The following is a 14,664-nucleotide window of genomic DNA, read 5'->3' on the forward strand; positions in this document are numbered from 1 at the left end:
AGGAAAATCCTGACGGTTTGCATGAATCGCGGGCTTGCGCCCGCGCAAATCAGGCGAGTACCCGCGCCGCCTCCCTCGGGCGCTGGCGTGCTTGCCACTGTTCATCCATCGACACCGGTGCGTTCGATGGAGCCATGGGCTCGAAGCCCCGAATGATGTCTGCTGCGCGCTCGGCGAGCATGATCGTCGGCGCGTTCAGATTGCCGTTGGGTATGGTCGGGAAAATCGACGAGTCGACCACACGCAGATTCTGAATGCCGTGCACGCGCGTCTGCGGGTCAACCACCGCCATGTCGTCAGTCCCCATCTTGCAGGAGCAGGACGGGTGATACGCGCTTTCCACCGCACTGCGCACAAAGGCATCGATCTCCTCGTCGCTCTGAACGTGCGCCCCCGGCTGAATTTCGTCCCCGCGATACTCGTCCATGGCCTGCTGATGGATGATTTCGCGGGACAGGCGTACGCAGGCGCGGAAGCCCTCCCGGTCTTCTTCTTCCTTCAGATAGTTGAAGAGGATCTCGGGATGCTGGCGTGGATCGGGTGATCGAACATGCACATGTCCACGGCTTTTCGGCTTGTTGTGCCCGACATGCAACTGAAAACCGTCCCCGGCGAACGCCTCCTTGCCGTCGTAGCGCATGGCAGCGGGAAGGAAGTGGTACTGAATGTCGGGCCACTCCACTCCGGCTCTGGAACGGATGAAGCCGCAGGACTCGAAGTGGTTGGTCGCGCCCAGCCCTGTCTTGAAAAAGAACCACTGGGCACCGATCTGCAATCGGCTGAGCATGCCGAGCCTGCGATTGAGCGAAACCGGCTTCAGGCAGCGAAACTGAAAATAGAATTCCAGATGGTCCTGCAGGTTCTCGCCGACGCCCGGCAACTCGTGCACCACATCGATACCGGCCTTCTCCAGCACATCGCGCCGGCCAATGCCCGAAAGTTGCAGCAGATGCGGCGAGCCGATAGAGCCCGCCGCCAGGATCACCTCCCGATCAGCCCGCACGGTCAGCACTTCGCCCTTGCGCTCGTACTGCACACCCGTGGCCCGCTTGCCTTCCAGCACGACCCGGTGCACCAGCGCATGGGTAACGACCGTAAGATTGGACCGGCTGCGCACCGGGCGCAGATAAGCGTTCGACGTAGACCAGCGTACGCCGTTCTTGATGGTCATCTGCATCGGGCCGAAGCCTTCCTGCTGGGCGCCATTGTAGTCTGCGGTGGCCGGGTAGCCGGCCTGGACGCCAGCATCGATGAAGGCTCGGTACAGGGGATTCTTCATCTGGTTGCCGGTATTCACCCCGAGCGGACCGCGATCGCCACGATAGCTGTCGGAGCCAAAGGTCCAGGTCTCCGCCTTCTTGAAGTACGGCAGACAATGCCGATAATCCCACCCTTCGGCGCCCTCCTCCTGCCACTCGTCGAAGTCCCTGGCATGACCGCGTACGTAGACCATGCCATTGATCGATGAAGAGCCTCCCAACACCTTGCCGCGGGGGCAATGCATGCGTCGGTTATCCAGGTACGGTTCCGGTTCGCTCTCGTACTGCCAGTTGTACTTGCTGGTATTCATCGGGATCGACAGCGCGGTAGGCATCTGAATGAACAGGCTGCGGTCGCTGCCGCCGTTCTCCAGAAGCAAAACACTGCATTTGCCGTCTTCGCTCAGACGGTTGGCGAGCACGCAGCCCGCCGAGCCGGCACCGATAACAATATAATCGTATGTCTGGGTCATGGAATGTCCCCTCAGAATGGGCTCTCCAGATCGGCCATACCCACGTATACCGACTTGATCTGGGTGTACTGGTCGAGGGTCACGCGTCCGTTTTCCCGACCAATGCCGGACAGCTTGTAGCCGCCGACCGGCATTTCCGCAGGCGATGCCCCGTACGCGTTGATCCAGCAGATACCAGCCTGCATCCGATGGATCACCCGATGGGCGCGGCGGATGTCATTGGTGAACACGCCCGCGGCGAGGCCTGTCTCGGTATCGTTGGCGCGGCAGATGACTTCGTCTTCGTCGCTGAAGGTCAACACCGACATGACCGGCCCGAAGATTTCCTCCCGCACGATACTCATATGGTCTGCGCAATCAGTGAAGATCGTTGGCTCGACGAAGAACCCGCCTTCCGCGCCGGCTGGTTGCGCTGCCTTGCCGCCGCACGCAAGCGTGGCGCCTTCGGCGAGGCCCTTCTCGATGTAACCCAGCACAAGGTCCCGATGTCTGGCCGAGATCAGCGCACCGAAGTTGGTGTCCCGGTCCATGGGATCGCCCATCCGAATGTTGTTGCGGGTGCGTTCAAGCAGACGCTGCATGAATGTGTCGTACACCGCTTCGTGGACGAATACGCGGGTACCGTTGGTGCATATTTCGCCCTGGGTATAGAAATTGCCCAGCATGGCTGCCGAGACGGCGTTATCGATATCGGCGTCATCGAAGATGATCAGCGGCGACTTGCCGCCCAGCTCCATGGTCACTTCCTTGAGCGTGCTGGCGGCAGCGGCCATGACCTTTCTGCCGGTGCCGACCTCGCCGGTGAACGAGACCTTGGCGATATCAGGGTGATGCGTCAGCCAGGCTCCAACGCGTCCATCACCTTGCACCACGTTGAATACGCCGGCCGGGACGCCCGCCTCGATGTAGATTTCCGCCAGCTTGAGCGCACCCAGCGGTGTTTCTTCCGACGGCTTGAAAATCATGCTGTTGCCAGTCGCCAGCGCGGGTGCGGATTTCCAGCAGGCGATCTGCAGTGGATAATTCCAGGCACCGATCCCGGCACAGATACCCAACGGCTCTCGACGGGTGTAATAGAAGTCACCGCCAAGATCCTGCTGATTGCCTTCGATGGACGCAGCGAGGCCGGCGAAGAATTCAATGCTGTCGGCACCCGTAGCCACGTCGACCGCCACAGCCTCCTGCCAGGCCTTGCCGGTATCGCGGATTTCGACAGTCGCCAGCTCATCATTGCGCTCACGCAGCAGCGCAACGGCGCGCAGCAGAATGCGCCCACGCTGGACACCGGTCATCGCAGACCATGCCGCAAAGCCATTCTTCGCACTTCTGATCGCGGCCAACTGAACGGACTCGTCGGCCACTTCCATCGTGTAGATGACGCGGCCAGTTGCCGGGTTGACTACATCGAAGGTCTCGCCGCTCTGGTTGGCCAGATACTGCCCATTGACGAAATTCTGGTAACGGGGCAATGACATAAATGCTCTCCGGTTAACGGGGGCTTTGCTGCAGAGCGCCAATCACATAGCGCTTGCAGAGGGCCTCACCCATGGCAAAACTCTGTTCCGGCTCCGGGCTCAATGCGCCACGAAGCCAGAACCCATCAATCATCGCCGCTGCCTTCAGCGCCGCTTCGGTCGCCTCCTGCGCGGGCAATTTCTGTGCGAACGAATAACGCAGATTGCTGTAGAGCCGCGCGTTGTTGATCTGCTGCAGCCGCTTGAAGCCAGGCTCGTGCAGCGCCCTGGCCCAGAAGCTCAACCAGGTGCGGCTGGCCAGCTCCGAGCGCTGGAATTCGGTGAAGTTGGCTTCCACGATGCACAGCAGCCGCTGTTCCGGCGATCCATCGGTGGCGCGTATACGCTCGCGGAAATCCTTGCCCAGCTGGTCGAGCAGATAACGCAGCGCGGCCTCTATCAATCCCTGCTTGCCACCGAAATAGTGGCTGATGATGCCCGACGACATCCCGGCCCTGCGGCTGATGGTGACGATCGTGGTGTTCTGCAACCCGATTTCGGCGATGGATTCCAACGCCGCCTGAATCAGCTGCTGTCGGCGGGTGTCTTTCATTCCAACTATAGGCATGATGTCGCGTTCGCGTTTATTGATTGAACGTTCAATTAACGAAAAGGCTACAGGAATGGGAGCACGACTTCAACTCAGGCCTACCTCTGGCTTGCCGCCCGGTGCTCTCCTGGATCACATCCCGCCCCCGTTGGAACGGCCTGAACGCGAAGACGCATGCACGGATCTGCGCGGTGGCCGAAGCGCTTTCGCGGGCAGGCACCTTTGCGCGTCACACCCCGACCTCGCAACATACCTGAGCGTCCCAGAAAGGTTGCAGCTAACGCCGCTTCGCTTGTTTGGAATTACTGCGCCATTAACGTGTCATTACTGTACGGCCCGCAGCGCTGCATTGCCTGCACCGGCCGTGTTCAGAGTCCGTTTGGAAGTGGCGGCTGACGTACCTGCGAGGCAGTCTTGGGCAAGGGAGCGCGCACGTAGGGGTCATGATCATTCGCTACCGGGCAAACCGACAGGTTTTTCTCGAGGTACGTATTCATGGCCAGACCACTCAACGCATTGCCGAGTTTCGATGAGCTCAAAGCGATGGCTGCCGAGCGACCGGAAGAGCTGGAGAGCCTCAGGAAACGGATGACCGATGAGATTCTACGCGATGCACCGGAGGACCGCCGTCGTCGACTGGAAGGGATTGTCTTCAAAATCAACGCCGAAAGACGCCGTTGCAAGAATCCTCTGCAAGCCTGCATCCGCATATCGCAGATGATGATGGACTCGGTGGTAGAGTTGCGCGAAGCGGTCAACACGCTTGGCTCGCAGCCCGGGCGCCAGCCCCTTCACGCCGAAGCTCCGCGAACCGCGGACGTGGTTCCGTTCAGAAGACAGGCCGGGTCTTAAGCTACGATCAGCCCGACATACGTCGGGCATTCGCTTGTCGCGCGTAACCAGGTCGGTTTCAATGGGGTGTCTACATTTCAGGCCCGACCCGCATGCCCCTTCGCCCCGATCAGCTCACAGACCCGATGCTGCGACAAGCCAGCGCAACCACGCTAGCCCATTATGAGGAGGTCGCGGAAGCATTCCGTGACAATACCCTCGATCATGACGTGAGCCAGAATATTGCCGCCCTCCTCCGCCATGTCCGCACCGCAGCACCCTACCGGCTTCTGGACTTCGGTTGTGGTCCAGGCCGCGACCTGCGAACGCTCACTGCACTCGGGCATCTGGCCACCGGGCTGGACGGTTGCCAACGATTCGTCGCGATGGCAAGAGCGTCGAGCGGCTGTGACGTCTGGTTGCAGAACTTTCTCGAGCTGGACCTGCCTGGGGATCATTTTGACGGGATCTTCGCCAACGCCGTACTCTTTCACATTCCCAGCCAGAATATCCTTCAGGTGCTCCGGCAGTTGCACGCATCACTCCGGTCGAACGGGGTGCTCTTCTGCTCCAACCCCCGCGGTCAGGATGAGGAAGGCTGGAATGGCGATCGATATGCGGTTTACTACCGCTGGGAGACCTGGCAGCGCATCATGAACGAGGCTGGTTTCACCGAGCTGGAACATTATTATCGCCCCGACGGACTGCCGCGTGAACAGCAACCCTGGCTCGCCAGCGTCTGGCGCCGCTCGTAACCCCGGAGAACATATGCCCGATGACATGTACTACTACGAACCTGCCAGGGGTCACGGACTCCCCCACGACCCGTTCAACGCTATCGTCGGCCCGCGGCCGATCGGCTGGATCTCATCGCAGAACGCATCGGGGCAGGTCAATCTGGCTCCCTACAGTTTCTTCAACGCCTTCAATTACGTCCCTCCGATAATCGGGTTCTCTTCGCTCCAACGAAAGGACAGCCTGATCAATATCGAAGAGACAGGTGAGTTCGTCTGGAACCTGGTTACCCGAGAGTTGGCCGAAGCCATGAACCAGACTTGCGCCAGTGTCGGACCGGAGGTCAACGAGTTCGAACTGGGCGGTCTGACGCCGGCTCCGTCGTCCCTGATCGCCCCGCCCCGGGTAAAGGAGGCGCGGGTATCGTTCGAATGCAAGGCCACGCAGATAGTGCAGCTGCAGCGTGCAGATGGCCATGCCGTGCCGACCTGGATGGTCTTTGGCGAGGTGGTGGCGGTACACATCGACCAGGCTCTGCTCAAGGACGGCCGCTACGACACGGCCGCGGCCGAGCCCGTGCTGCGCGGTGGCGGCCCGGCGGACTACTTTTTGCTGGCACCCGACTCGCTGTTCCGCATGAACAGGCCGCGCTGAGGGGCGTGGCCGCAACCCGTCCGAAACGTCGCTCCGCCCCCTGAACTAACGCTTGGACCCTCTCTCCAACGGGGAAGACCAACCAAGGGGGAGACTCGATGAGCGACAAAGAACAGTCAGACAAGAACGGTCTGCAGCGGCCGCAATCCGAAGAGCCTGATGTGACCATGGTGGACGCCGGCGAAGGTGGGCCCGGTGAAGACCCGGACTACGACGAAGCGGGCGACGGCGACGATGGTGTAGACGACCGCCACTGATGCGCCCCGGCAGGACTCCCGCGGAGTCCTGCTCCTTCACCCTGCCCTGCGGCATTCGATTGCCACAGACAACCGGAAACTCTGAACCAGGCGTATACCGGCTTCGGACGGATGGAGCCGGTTATCTGCTCCCTTGTCTCGCACGGAAGCCATACTCAAGGGTATCTGTCTAGCGAGGAGAAACCCATGTCGAACCAAGACCCAGAGTCCATCAGCAACACCGACATCCCGCCGGCACCATGGCACCTGAGCGGCTCGGCGTGCGCCTCCGTATGGCGCCTGCCGACAGCGCAGCTGCCCCCAGCACCGGAAGGTGTGGACTATGCGGCGTTCGCGGGCAATTCACTGGTCATGGCCGTGTGGGCAGCCTATACCGGGGGCACCGCCATCTATGACGAACTGGCGATTGTGGTGCCGGTGCGCGGCCAGGGGATGCTTGCCATGACCGGAACCGTGCCGTGCATCTGGGTGGATGATCCGATCAGCTGTGCAGGTGGTCGTTCGCTGTGGAACATTCCCAAACAGATGGCGGAATTCGAGACAGTCGGATCAGCCTATCGCGGTACGTTCTCCGGCGAGATGCAACTCGACGGGGCTCAGGTAGCCAGCCTTCGGTTCGAGCCGAAATTCGAGATCCCTGGACGTCCATCGTTAGGCGGGTTCGTTGTGCAGCCAGGCGCCCGCGCTCCGGTACGCACACGCTGTAGCGTGCGGGGCAAGACGCTGACCGGCAAGGCCGAATGGGACTTCGCACCAGCTGGCCCGCTGGGATTTCTTGCCGACCGCAAGCCCTTTGCGAACCTGCGCATCTGGGAGCTTCAGGCGTCGATTGGCATCTGAGGCGTCAGAGCCTTCTGCTCGTCAGCCGCATCAGGCCGCCAGGGGTTGGCACTGGCAGAGCCAGCTGCTGAGTCCGGCCGCGTGCGGTCAACACCGCTTCCGCGGCCAGCGCCGCCGAGCGCACCGCGCTTTCCATGCAGAACGGCAACCCGGTGTCGGTCCAGTCACCTGCCAGATACAGACCCTGAACAGCCGTCGTGGCCGGGCGCAAACGCTCGATTCCCGGGCGTGCACAGGGAACGGACATGGGTATCCGATGCACGGCCGAACCGATCAGCTGCGCCCTGCGGACTTCCGGAGCAAAGTCGCTGATCTCGTTGATGGTTGCCTGGATCACCGCCTCATCGGACATTCCCTTTGCACGGTGGCTCCAGATGATATTGGTGGCAATCATGGAACCCGGGCCGGTACCCGTTTCACGAATATTGCTCAGATCGTAGAAGTCGGTGTTGAACTCCTTCGATGACCACGGCCGCGCCCAGAAACGCGCGTCGGTCAACTTGCGATCGAACCACAGATAGCAGCTTATGTACGGGCTGGGCTCGAATTGCCTGGCCACCTGCACGAGCCTCTGCGACGCAGGAAGCAATGTCGGGATGGCTGTCGGAGGCACCGCGAGGATCACCTGATCAGCGTGCCTGCTACTGCCGTCTCCGAGTCTCACTCCGTCTGGTCTATCGGGGCTTCCGGAAACGCCGGTCACGCGCTGGTCGTAACGTACGCATCCGCCTGCGCGCTCGATCCGTTCGATAGCCTGAGGCACGTACAGCTCACTCAAGCCGACTTTCGGGAAACCAAAGGTGACATCGTTGTGCCCCAGCGCCTGCCAGAAAATGCGCATCAGCGAGGCTGCAGAGCACTGCTCCACAGGAAGATTCAGAAACGCCATCGACACAGACGCCCAGAACCAGTCGATAAACGGCTGACTCACGCCATTGGCGTGCAGGTGCGCAATGCCGGTGCGGTCATCCAGGTCGAGGATGTCCGAAGGGCTACTGCCCATGGTGCGCAAGGTGATGGGGATGTTACTCAGCAGCCTGCCGAGCGGCACGGTAGGCAACACCCGACCGAGATTGTTCAGGTAGTGCAGTGGGGGCGGGAGCAGCGCCTGTTTGAAACGTATGGGCCGCCGATCATCGAGTACCGTGAGTAGATGGTCGGTTTGCCAGCATATCTGCTCGGCGCTGCCTAACCGTTCGAGCAGCGCAAGCATGTTCGGGTACTTGCTCAGCAGTACATGCGGGCCTATATCAACCGCATAGCCGGTGCCAGGATCTGACCAGCTGCGGGCGCGCCCGCCCGCGACGGAGCTCGATTCGAGCACCTCTACCCGCAGACCAGCGTCAGCAAGGAAGGCGCCACAACTCAGCCCGGCAAGACCTGCGCCAACGATCAGGACCTCCGGCATGCCTGTATCAGCGTGGTCGGCCAAGAACTTGCGTCCAGTAGATGGCATTATCTGCGCGCTCCAGGGCGTAGGCAGCGCCCATTTCGGTATAGCCCGGCTTCATCAGATTGGCGCAATGCCCGGGGCTGAGAAGCCAGCCCTGGACCACCTGGCCCGGCGTGCTCTGACCAAAGCCAAGGTTCTCGCCAATCTGGCGGAAGTCATAGCCCTGCTCAACGGCACGGTCGCTGACCTGTTTGCCTTCGGGCGAGCCATGAGAAAAGTATCCCCGCTCAGCCATATCGCGACTGTGCGCCAGCGCCGCCTCTCCAAGCAGATCCGACCATTTCAGCGGTGCAGCAGCCTCGTACGACTGATCACCGCACTGGCGCGCCTGCTGACGCACTCTGTTCACTTCTTCGAGCAAAGCCTTGCCCTCGGCTCGCCAGTCACCCATGTCGTCCGCAACCAGTGGCTGAGCCATCACCAGCTGCCACTGATTGCCGTTCCGGCTCACGCCGATATCGGAGAACGCAGAGTCAAGCATCAAGGCGCAATAGCGATCGCGTAGCGCGTCCATGGCCGCCTCCGCATCGCGAGGTCCGGATAATTGCAGGGCCTGGACCCTGGCTGCCTGATAACCGGCTTCTCGCAAGACATTCTGCCAGCTGCTGCCGGGCTCAAGATTCACCTGTGCCAGTTGGTCATCGGGTGCCAGCGGTGCCGCACCATCACGCCGGGCACCATCGCAGGAAGCGCCGCTTTCACGATACTGGTTTACCAGGTGAATCAGCTGTTCGGCATCACCGGCGGCGTTCTGCGCATGGGCGGGGCTGAAGGCCCCTGACGACAAGACTCCCACCAGCGCGGGGATCAAGGCGAACTTGGCGACATTAGAAGGATGGGACATATGTGCAATCGTCTTCCTCACAACGCAACAAGCCGGTGAATCACCGGCTTGTGCAGTAAAACAGGAAGGCGTGTCAGGCCTTGTCTACGCCCTGCTTGATCTTGTCCTTGGCCTCGCCCTTGGCACCTTGCAGCTTGCCTTCACCTTCCTGGGCCTTACCCTCGCCCTTCATGCTGTCATCGTCGGTCGCTTCGCCCACGCCCTGCTTGCCCTTACCGACGGTTTCATTGAACTTGCCTTTGAGCTTGTCTTCAGTGCTGTTGCCCATAACGTTCTCCAGCCTAGTGTGTACATATCAGTGGACGGACGGCTAAGAGGGTAGTTCCCCTCAGGCGCCGAATGACTGTTATTCGCTGATGTTCTCGTGCAGGCGCACGTTGAGTTCGTCCACGATCGGTTCCCAGTCGGCGTCGTCCATCAACGATTCACGCAGGAACGCAGCCTGCCCTTCGCTCCAGAAAGGCGCCTCCGTCACCTTCACCTCGTCCGGCAGGGGCCGGTGTTCGGCGATGAAGTTGTCGATGCTTGCTTCGTCCGAGTCCAGTCCGAGCTGCTCGAACAGCGTTGCCATATCTTTGTTCTGCGTATCCATGGGGCCTCCAGTTATTGAACCGCGATATCTCATAGAGAACCTTTGCGCCACGCCGGTTCCATTTGATCGCCTGCTCGATTCACAGGTGTCGATTCAGGCAGGTGCGCCAACTGATGGCACAGTTGCACCATTGGAGTACCGCCTTGCACTGTTCAAGCGCAGCGGTGGCCGCGACCGCGGCTAGATGGGGCCCGATGGGCAGCCTTCAACGTCAGCAAGGCATTGAATCGAATGGCTTTTACGAAAGTGGCAAGCAATATGCTTAGCACTCCATGCCAACAGTTTTGTTTTGCAATCGAATCACATTAGACATGGGGTACTACAGAATGATGAAAAAAATCGCAGCCGTTGTAGCCGCAGCCAGCAGCATCGGCTTCGCAAGCCTGGCACATGCCGAAGCCTTTGATACCGCGGTGGGCGAAGTGGACGTGAGCATGACCGCCACCCTGGCCACCGATTACATCTGGCGCGGCCAGTCGCAGACAGACGGGGCCGGCGCGGTACAGGGCAGTCTGGACATCGCGCATGAAAGCGGATTGTACATCGGTGCCTGGGCGTCCAATGTGGACGGGGAGGATTTCGGTGGCTCGAGCGTTGAGTTCGATTACTACACAGGTTTCGGCAGCTCAATCACCGACGACATCAGCTACGATCTGCAATGGGCTACTTACACCTATCCCGGCAACAGCAGCATCGACGTACAGGAAGTGATCGGCAGTCTTGGACTGTATGGTTTCACTGTCGGCGCGAAGTACGCTTACGATCCGTCCAGCCAACTGTACACGTTCATCGACTACGGCTTCGACCTGCCCTACGGGCTGGGCCTCGGACTGCACTACGGCGTGAGCGATACCAAGGATCCGCTGGATGGTGTCGGCGGCGACGAGAAATATTCCGACTGGGCGGTGTCCATCGGCAAGACTGTTCTCGGACTTGATCTGGCCCTGATGTACAGCGACACCGATCTGGGCGACGACTGCGCATACAGCGACAGCGACTCGTGCGACTCGGCCTTGACGTTCTCCGCCTCAAAGTCGTTCTAAGTCGATTGCTTCTCGTTTGACCGATTGACTGCATTGACGCCGGCTTCCCTTGGAACCGGCGTTTTTTATGCAGCTACAGCGGAGCGAGCCTGCGCACGTCGGCGGATGGACAGATCGACACGCATGCAAATGGCGGCCAGAAACAGGAAGCCGATGCCGAGATGGCCGCGCGTGACCTCGGTCCCGAACAGGCCACTCAAGCCCCCGGCGATCTCGTCCGGATACGCCGCAAGCAGCCCGCCCAACGGCACCATGATAAATAGAAAGCAGAAACCAAGCGTGCGCAGCAGACTCACGGGCGCCTCCTCGAAGGAATTTGAGTCAGCATGAGCAACCTGCGCAGCGAGGTGTATTAGACGATGGTGGTAGACCTCAAGCGCGCGGTAGCGTCACGCCCCGCTGGCCCTGGTACTTGCCGCCGCGATCCCGATAGGAGGTTTCACACGCCTCGTCCGACTCGAAGAAGAGCATCTGCGCGACGCCTTCGTTGGCGTAGATTTTCGCAGGCAGCGTCGTGGTATTCGAAAATTCCAGTGTCACGTGCCCTTCCCATTCAGGCTCGAGCGGTGTGACATTGACGATGATGCCGCAGCGAGCGTAGGTGCTCTTGCCCAGGCAAATGGTCAACACGTTGCGCGGGATACGGAAATACTCGACCGTACGCGCCAGTGCGAAAGAATTCGGCGGGATGATGCACACATCGCTTTTGATATCGACGAAGCTCTTTTCATCGAAGAACTTCGGATCGACCGTTGCCGAGTGGATGTTGGTGAACACCTTGAATTCATCGGCACAACGGACGTCGTAGCCGTAACTCGACACACCATAGGAGATCACCCGGCTGCCTTCCGCGCCGCGTACCTGGCGCTCGACGAAGGGTTCGATCATCCCCTGCTCTTCGGACATGCGACGGATCCAGCGGTCGGACTTGATGCTCATGGTGATTCCTGGACTGATCAAAAAAGAGCGAGCATGTTAGCCGTTTATCGCAAGCGACAAAAGCCTGACAAGCTGCTCGTCAGTCGTCACTGATGCTGATATTCGGCACGCCACGGCCCTCCTTCGCTCGCGTGGCGATCCGCGCGCCCACATGCCTGGCCATGTCCTGATAGATCATGCTGATCTGACACTCGGGTTCCGCGACCACGGTTGGCCGTCCGGCATCGGCCTGCTCCCGAATCATCATCGACAACGGCATCGAGGCCAGCAGATCCACACCATACTGCTCGGCCAGCCGCACGCCCCCGCCTTCGCCAAACAAATGCTCGGAATGACCACAATTGGAGCAGATGTGAACAGCCATGTTCTCGACGACACCGAGCACCGGAATATTCACCTTGCCGAACATTTCAATGCCGCGGCGGGCATCCAGCAGCGCCAGATCCTGCGGCGTGGTGACGATCACCGCGCCAGTGACCGGTACCTTTTGCGCGAGTGTCAGCTGGATGTCGCCTGTGCCCGGGGGCATGTCGACCACCAGATAATCCAGGTCGTCCCATTCCGTCTGCGTCAGTAGCTGCATCAGGGCCCCGGAAACCATAGGCCCGCGCCAGACCATCGGTGTACTGTCGTCCGCCAGGAAGGCCATCGACATCACTTGCACCCCATGCGCTCTGGGCGCGAGGAATGTCTTGCCGCCGCGCACCTCAGGCCGCGTCCCGTCTGCAAGCCCGAGCATCAACCCCATGCTGGGGCCATAGATATCGGCGTCCAGGACGCCAACCCGGGCGCCCTCTCGAGCCAGAGCCAACGCCAGATTGACAGCAGTAGTCGACTTGCCTACGCCACCCTTGCCGGACGCCACCGCTATGATGTTCTTGACGTTGTGCAAGCCAGGCAGCGACCCCTGTGCGGGTGCAGCATCGACCTGCCAACCGACGGTCACTCGCGCCGACTCGACGCCTTCGACGTTCTCCATTGCCACCTGGAGCATCTGCTCGACGCCACTGGTCAAGCCGTCCGCCGCGTAGCCAAGCACAACCTCGACGCGCACCGTGCCGCCGTCAATATCGAGCGAGCGAACGCAACCGCTGGTCAACAGATCCGAGCCCGTATAGGGATCGCGATATTGGGCCAGCGCAGATTCGATGGCAGTACGGCTTGGCTGAGTCATAGGGCATCCGGGTATATATATAAGAAGCGATAATGCTAACGAGAGAACCCGCTTGGGAAAAGCGGGTTCTGGACAGACACCGGCTGCAGTGATCAAGTAGCATCCGCAGCCGTTATGAACCGGCTCCAAGACCGGTCCTGTGTGTTAGCCTTGGCACACGGAAGGGCATCGTCCCCGGTGGGGCGCCCGGACTTCAAACCCGGTGAGATGCGCCAGGCGCGTCTGGTAGGTTCGACTCCTATTCCCTTCCGCCAGTTTCGGCATCAGGCCGCTTCGCGTTCCTCCTCTGCAGCCTCGGCCTGATCGCTCGGCTCGCTTTCCTGCGACTCCTCTGTCGCAGCCCCTTCGTTTGCGTCTGCCGCGGCCGCGTTGCCTTCATCACCTACTTTCTCCAGCAGGTATTCCATCAGCGTCTTGCCCCGGTCGCCGACCATTTCGACGAACGTATCGCGCACTGCAATACTGCGCTCACGGAAGGCGGCGCGCTCTTCCTCGGTCAGCTCGATGACCTGGATTTCGCTGTTCTCGGTGATCTTGCTCAACCGTTCGCTGTTCAGTCGGGTCTGGACGTCATGGATGTAGGGAACCAGCTCGGTGACCACATCCTCGACCAGCGCCTTGCGATCCTCCGAAAGCGCCTCGTACCAATCCTGATTGGCCATGAACGTGGCAATGAACTGCGCCTGATTGGCGAAGATCATGTAGTCCTGAACCTGATAGAAGTCCATCTCCTCGTGCGCGAAAACCGGCTGGATGTTGGCGTCAATCTGTCCGAGCTGCAGGCCGCTGAAGACTTCGCCGTATTCCATCGTGGTCGGATCGGCGCCGTAAGCGCTGTAGGTCTCACGCAGCAAACGGTTATCCATGGTTCGAATGGCCACGCCATCGAAATCTTCCGGTGTGCGGATCTCCTTGTTGGCGGTCCAGACCTGCCAGCCTTCCGGAACGATTGCCAGAGGGTGCAGCTCGCGTTCGTTGAACGCCTCCACCAAGGCTTCGTGCTTGCGGAATTCAGGGTCGTTGAGAAGTTCGGTATTGCGCTTCTCGTCCTCGGTGAGGACGAAATTCAGGCTGAACAACTGCGACTCGGGCACGGTGCCGCCGAGGAAGCCGGAGCCGAACGCCAGCTCGATTGCGCCGGACTGCACCTGATCGTAGATATCGGTAAGGCCACCCAACTGCCCATACGGAAACAGCCGAACTTCGACTGCGCCGTCGGTGCGCTCGCTGACCAGCTCTGAGAAGCGCTTGCCATACTCGTGCTGGACACTACCCTCGATCTCTTCCAGACCGAAGCGCCATACCTCGACCTGTCCGGTAGAAGTCTGCTCTTCCACACCTGCAGAAACTTCGGTTTCTTCCTTGTTCTCCGATCCGCAGGCCGCCAGGGCCAAGGCTGCTACACCGATACAACTATTACGCCAGTTCATGGAACGCTCCCTTTGCATTGTTCTGGATAACTCTTATAACCATAACATAGGACCCTGATATGTCCACGCCGTGCAA

The 14,664-nt window shown here is 60.4% G+C and carries 17 protein-coding genes and 1 tRNA gene; 7 read left to right on the forward strand and 11 right to left on the reverse strand.

Features of this window, described 5'->3' with window-relative positions; all coding sequences use genetic code 11:
- Window positions 1-49 precede the first annotated feature (49 nt).
- From betA to betI, 3 genes are read right to left on the reverse strand one after another with little or no spacing between them, the layout of a single operon-like run.
- On the reverse strand, window positions 50-1,732 hold the full coding sequence (gene betA, locus KEM63_RS10655) for a choline dehydrogenase (RefSeq protein ID WP_223651473.1): 1,683 nt from the start codon (window positions 1,730-1,732) through the stop codon (window positions 50-52).
- A gap of 11 nt (window positions 1,733-1,743) precedes the next feature.
- Entirely contained in the window at window positions 1,744-3,201 is a 1,458-nt protein-coding gene (betB, locus tag KEM63_RS10660) for a betaine-aldehyde dehydrogenase (protein ID WP_423747859.1), read from the reverse strand.
- 19 nt (window positions 3,202-3,220) lie between these two features.
- Complete coding sequence (gene betI / locus KEM63_RS10665) at window positions 3,221-3,814, reverse strand: transcriptional regulator BetI (protein WP_223651476.1); 594 nt, start codon at window positions 3,812-3,814, stop codon at window positions 3,221-3,223.
- A gap of 477 nt (window positions 3,815-4,291) precedes the next feature.
- On the opposite strand from betI, the gene KEM63_RS10670 reads away from it, so the two are divergent.
- The 5 genes from KEM63_RS10670 to KEM63_RS10690 all read left to right on the forward strand — a co-directional run bounded on the left by KEM63_RS10670 (window position 4,292) and on the right by KEM63_RS10690 (window position 7,113).
- The gene (locus KEM63_RS10670) at window positions 4,292-4,648 is read left to right on the forward strand and encodes a DUF3135 domain-containing protein (protein WP_223651478.1); all 357 of its coding nucleotides are present in this window, start codon (window positions 4,292-4,294) and stop codon (window positions 4,646-4,648) included.
- A 92-nt stretch (window positions 4,649-4,740) separates the two neighbouring features.
- Window positions 4,741-5,382, forward strand: a complete 642-nt coding sequence (locus tag KEM63_RS10675) for a class I SAM-dependent methyltransferase (protein ID WP_223651480.1) — start codon at window positions 4,741-4,743, stop codon at window positions 5,380-5,382.
- A 13-nt stretch (window positions 5,383-5,395) separates the two neighbouring features.
- Complete coding sequence (locus tag KEM63_RS10680; protein ID WP_223651482.1) at window positions 5,396-6,016, forward strand: flavin reductase family protein; 621 nt, start codon at window positions 5,396-5,398, stop codon at window positions 6,014-6,016.
- Between the two features lie 98 nt (window positions 6,017-6,114).
- On the forward strand, window positions 6,115-6,273 hold the full coding sequence (locus tag KEM63_RS10685; protein WP_223651484.1) for a hypothetical protein: 159 nt from the start codon (window positions 6,115-6,117) through the stop codon (window positions 6,271-6,273).
- Between the two features lie 186 nt (window positions 6,274-6,459).
- Window positions 6,460-7,113 (forward strand): acetoacetate decarboxylase family protein, encoded by a 654-nt coding sequence (locus KEM63_RS10690; protein WP_223651486.1) that lies wholly within the window; start codon window positions 6,460-6,462, stop codon window positions 7,111-7,113.
- 4 nt (window positions 7,114-7,117) lie between these two features.
- Here KEM63_RS10690 and KEM63_RS10695 read toward each other — a convergent pair whose 3' ends face one another.
- The 4 genes from KEM63_RS10695 to KEM63_RS10710 all read right to left on the reverse strand — a co-directional run bounded on the left by KEM63_RS10695 (window position 7,118) and on the right by KEM63_RS10710 (window position 10,002).
- The gene (locus tag KEM63_RS10695; protein WP_223651489.1) at window positions 7,118-8,545 is read right to left on the reverse strand and encodes a hydroxysqualene dehydroxylase; all 1,428 of its coding nucleotides are present in this window, start codon (window positions 8,543-8,545) and stop codon (window positions 7,118-7,120) included.
- Entirely contained in the window at window positions 8,529-9,410 is an 882-nt protein-coding gene (locus KEM63_RS10700; protein WP_223651491.1) for a CAP domain-containing protein, read from the reverse strand. Before KEM63_RS10700 ends, KEM63_RS10695 begins: the two co-directional genes overlap by 17 nt.
- 73 nt (window positions 9,411-9,483) lie before the next feature.
- The gene (locus KEM63_RS10705) at window positions 9,484-9,678 is read right to left on the reverse strand and encodes a CsbD family protein (protein WP_223651493.1); all 195 of its coding nucleotides are present in this window, start codon (window positions 9,676-9,678) and stop codon (window positions 9,484-9,486) included.
- 78 nt (window positions 9,679-9,756) lie between these two features.
- The gene (locus KEM63_RS10710; RefSeq protein WP_223651495.1) at window positions 9,757-10,002 is read right to left on the reverse strand and encodes a DUF2789 domain-containing protein; all 246 of its coding nucleotides are present in this window, start codon (window positions 10,000-10,002) and stop codon (window positions 9,757-9,759) included.
- A gap of 326 nt (window positions 10,003-10,328) precedes the next feature.
- Here KEM63_RS10710 and KEM63_RS10715 point away from each other — a divergent pair, with 326 nt between their 5' ends.
- On the forward strand, window positions 10,329-11,045 hold the full coding sequence (locus KEM63_RS10715) for a TorF family putative porin (RefSeq protein WP_223651497.1): 717 nt from the start codon (window positions 10,329-10,331) through the stop codon (window positions 11,043-11,045).
- 65 nt (window positions 11,046-11,110) lie between these two features.
- Here the strand turns inward: KEM63_RS10715 and KEM63_RS10720 are convergent, their stop codons facing one another.
- The 3 genes from KEM63_RS10720 to apbC all read right to left on the reverse strand — a co-directional run bounded on the left by KEM63_RS10720 (window position 11,111) and on the right by apbC (window position 13,158).
- On the reverse strand, window positions 11,111-11,341 hold the full coding sequence (locus KEM63_RS10720) for a hypothetical protein (protein WP_223651499.1): 231 nt from the start codon (window positions 11,339-11,341) through the stop codon (window positions 11,111-11,113).
- A 76-nt stretch (window positions 11,342-11,417) separates the two neighbouring features.
- The gene (gene dcd, locus KEM63_RS10725; RefSeq protein ID WP_223651501.1) at window positions 11,418-11,984 is read right to left on the reverse strand and encodes a dCTP deaminase; all 567 of its coding nucleotides are present in this window, start codon (window positions 11,982-11,984) and stop codon (window positions 11,418-11,420) included.
- A gap of 79 nt (window positions 11,985-12,063) precedes the next feature.
- A complete protein-coding gene (gene apbC / locus KEM63_RS10730; protein ID WP_223651503.1) occupies window positions 12,064-13,158 on the reverse strand; it encodes an iron-sulfur cluster carrier protein ApbC in 1,095 nt (364 codons plus the stop codon).
- 159 nt (window positions 13,159-13,317) lie between these two features.
- On the opposite strand from apbC, the gene KEM63_RS10735 reads away from it, so the two are divergent.
- A tRNA-Sec gene (locus KEM63_RS10735) sits at window positions 13,318-13,412 on the forward strand.
- 9 nt (window positions 13,413-13,421) lie between these two features.
- On the opposite strand, the gene dctP is transcribed toward KEM63_RS10735, so the two are convergent.
- Window positions 13,422-14,588, reverse strand: a complete 1,167-nt coding sequence (gene dctP, locus KEM63_RS10740) for a TRAP transporter substrate-binding protein DctP (protein WP_223651507.1) — start codon at window positions 14,586-14,588, stop codon at window positions 13,422-13,424.
- Window positions 14,589-14,664 lie beyond the last annotated feature (76 nt).

The organism is Halopseudomonas nanhaiensis, from assembly GCF_020025155.1.
In the GTDB taxonomy this organism is placed as follows: domain Bacteria; phylum Pseudomonadota; class Gammaproteobacteria; order Pseudomonadales; family Pseudomonadaceae; genus Halopseudomonas; species Halopseudomonas nanhaiensis.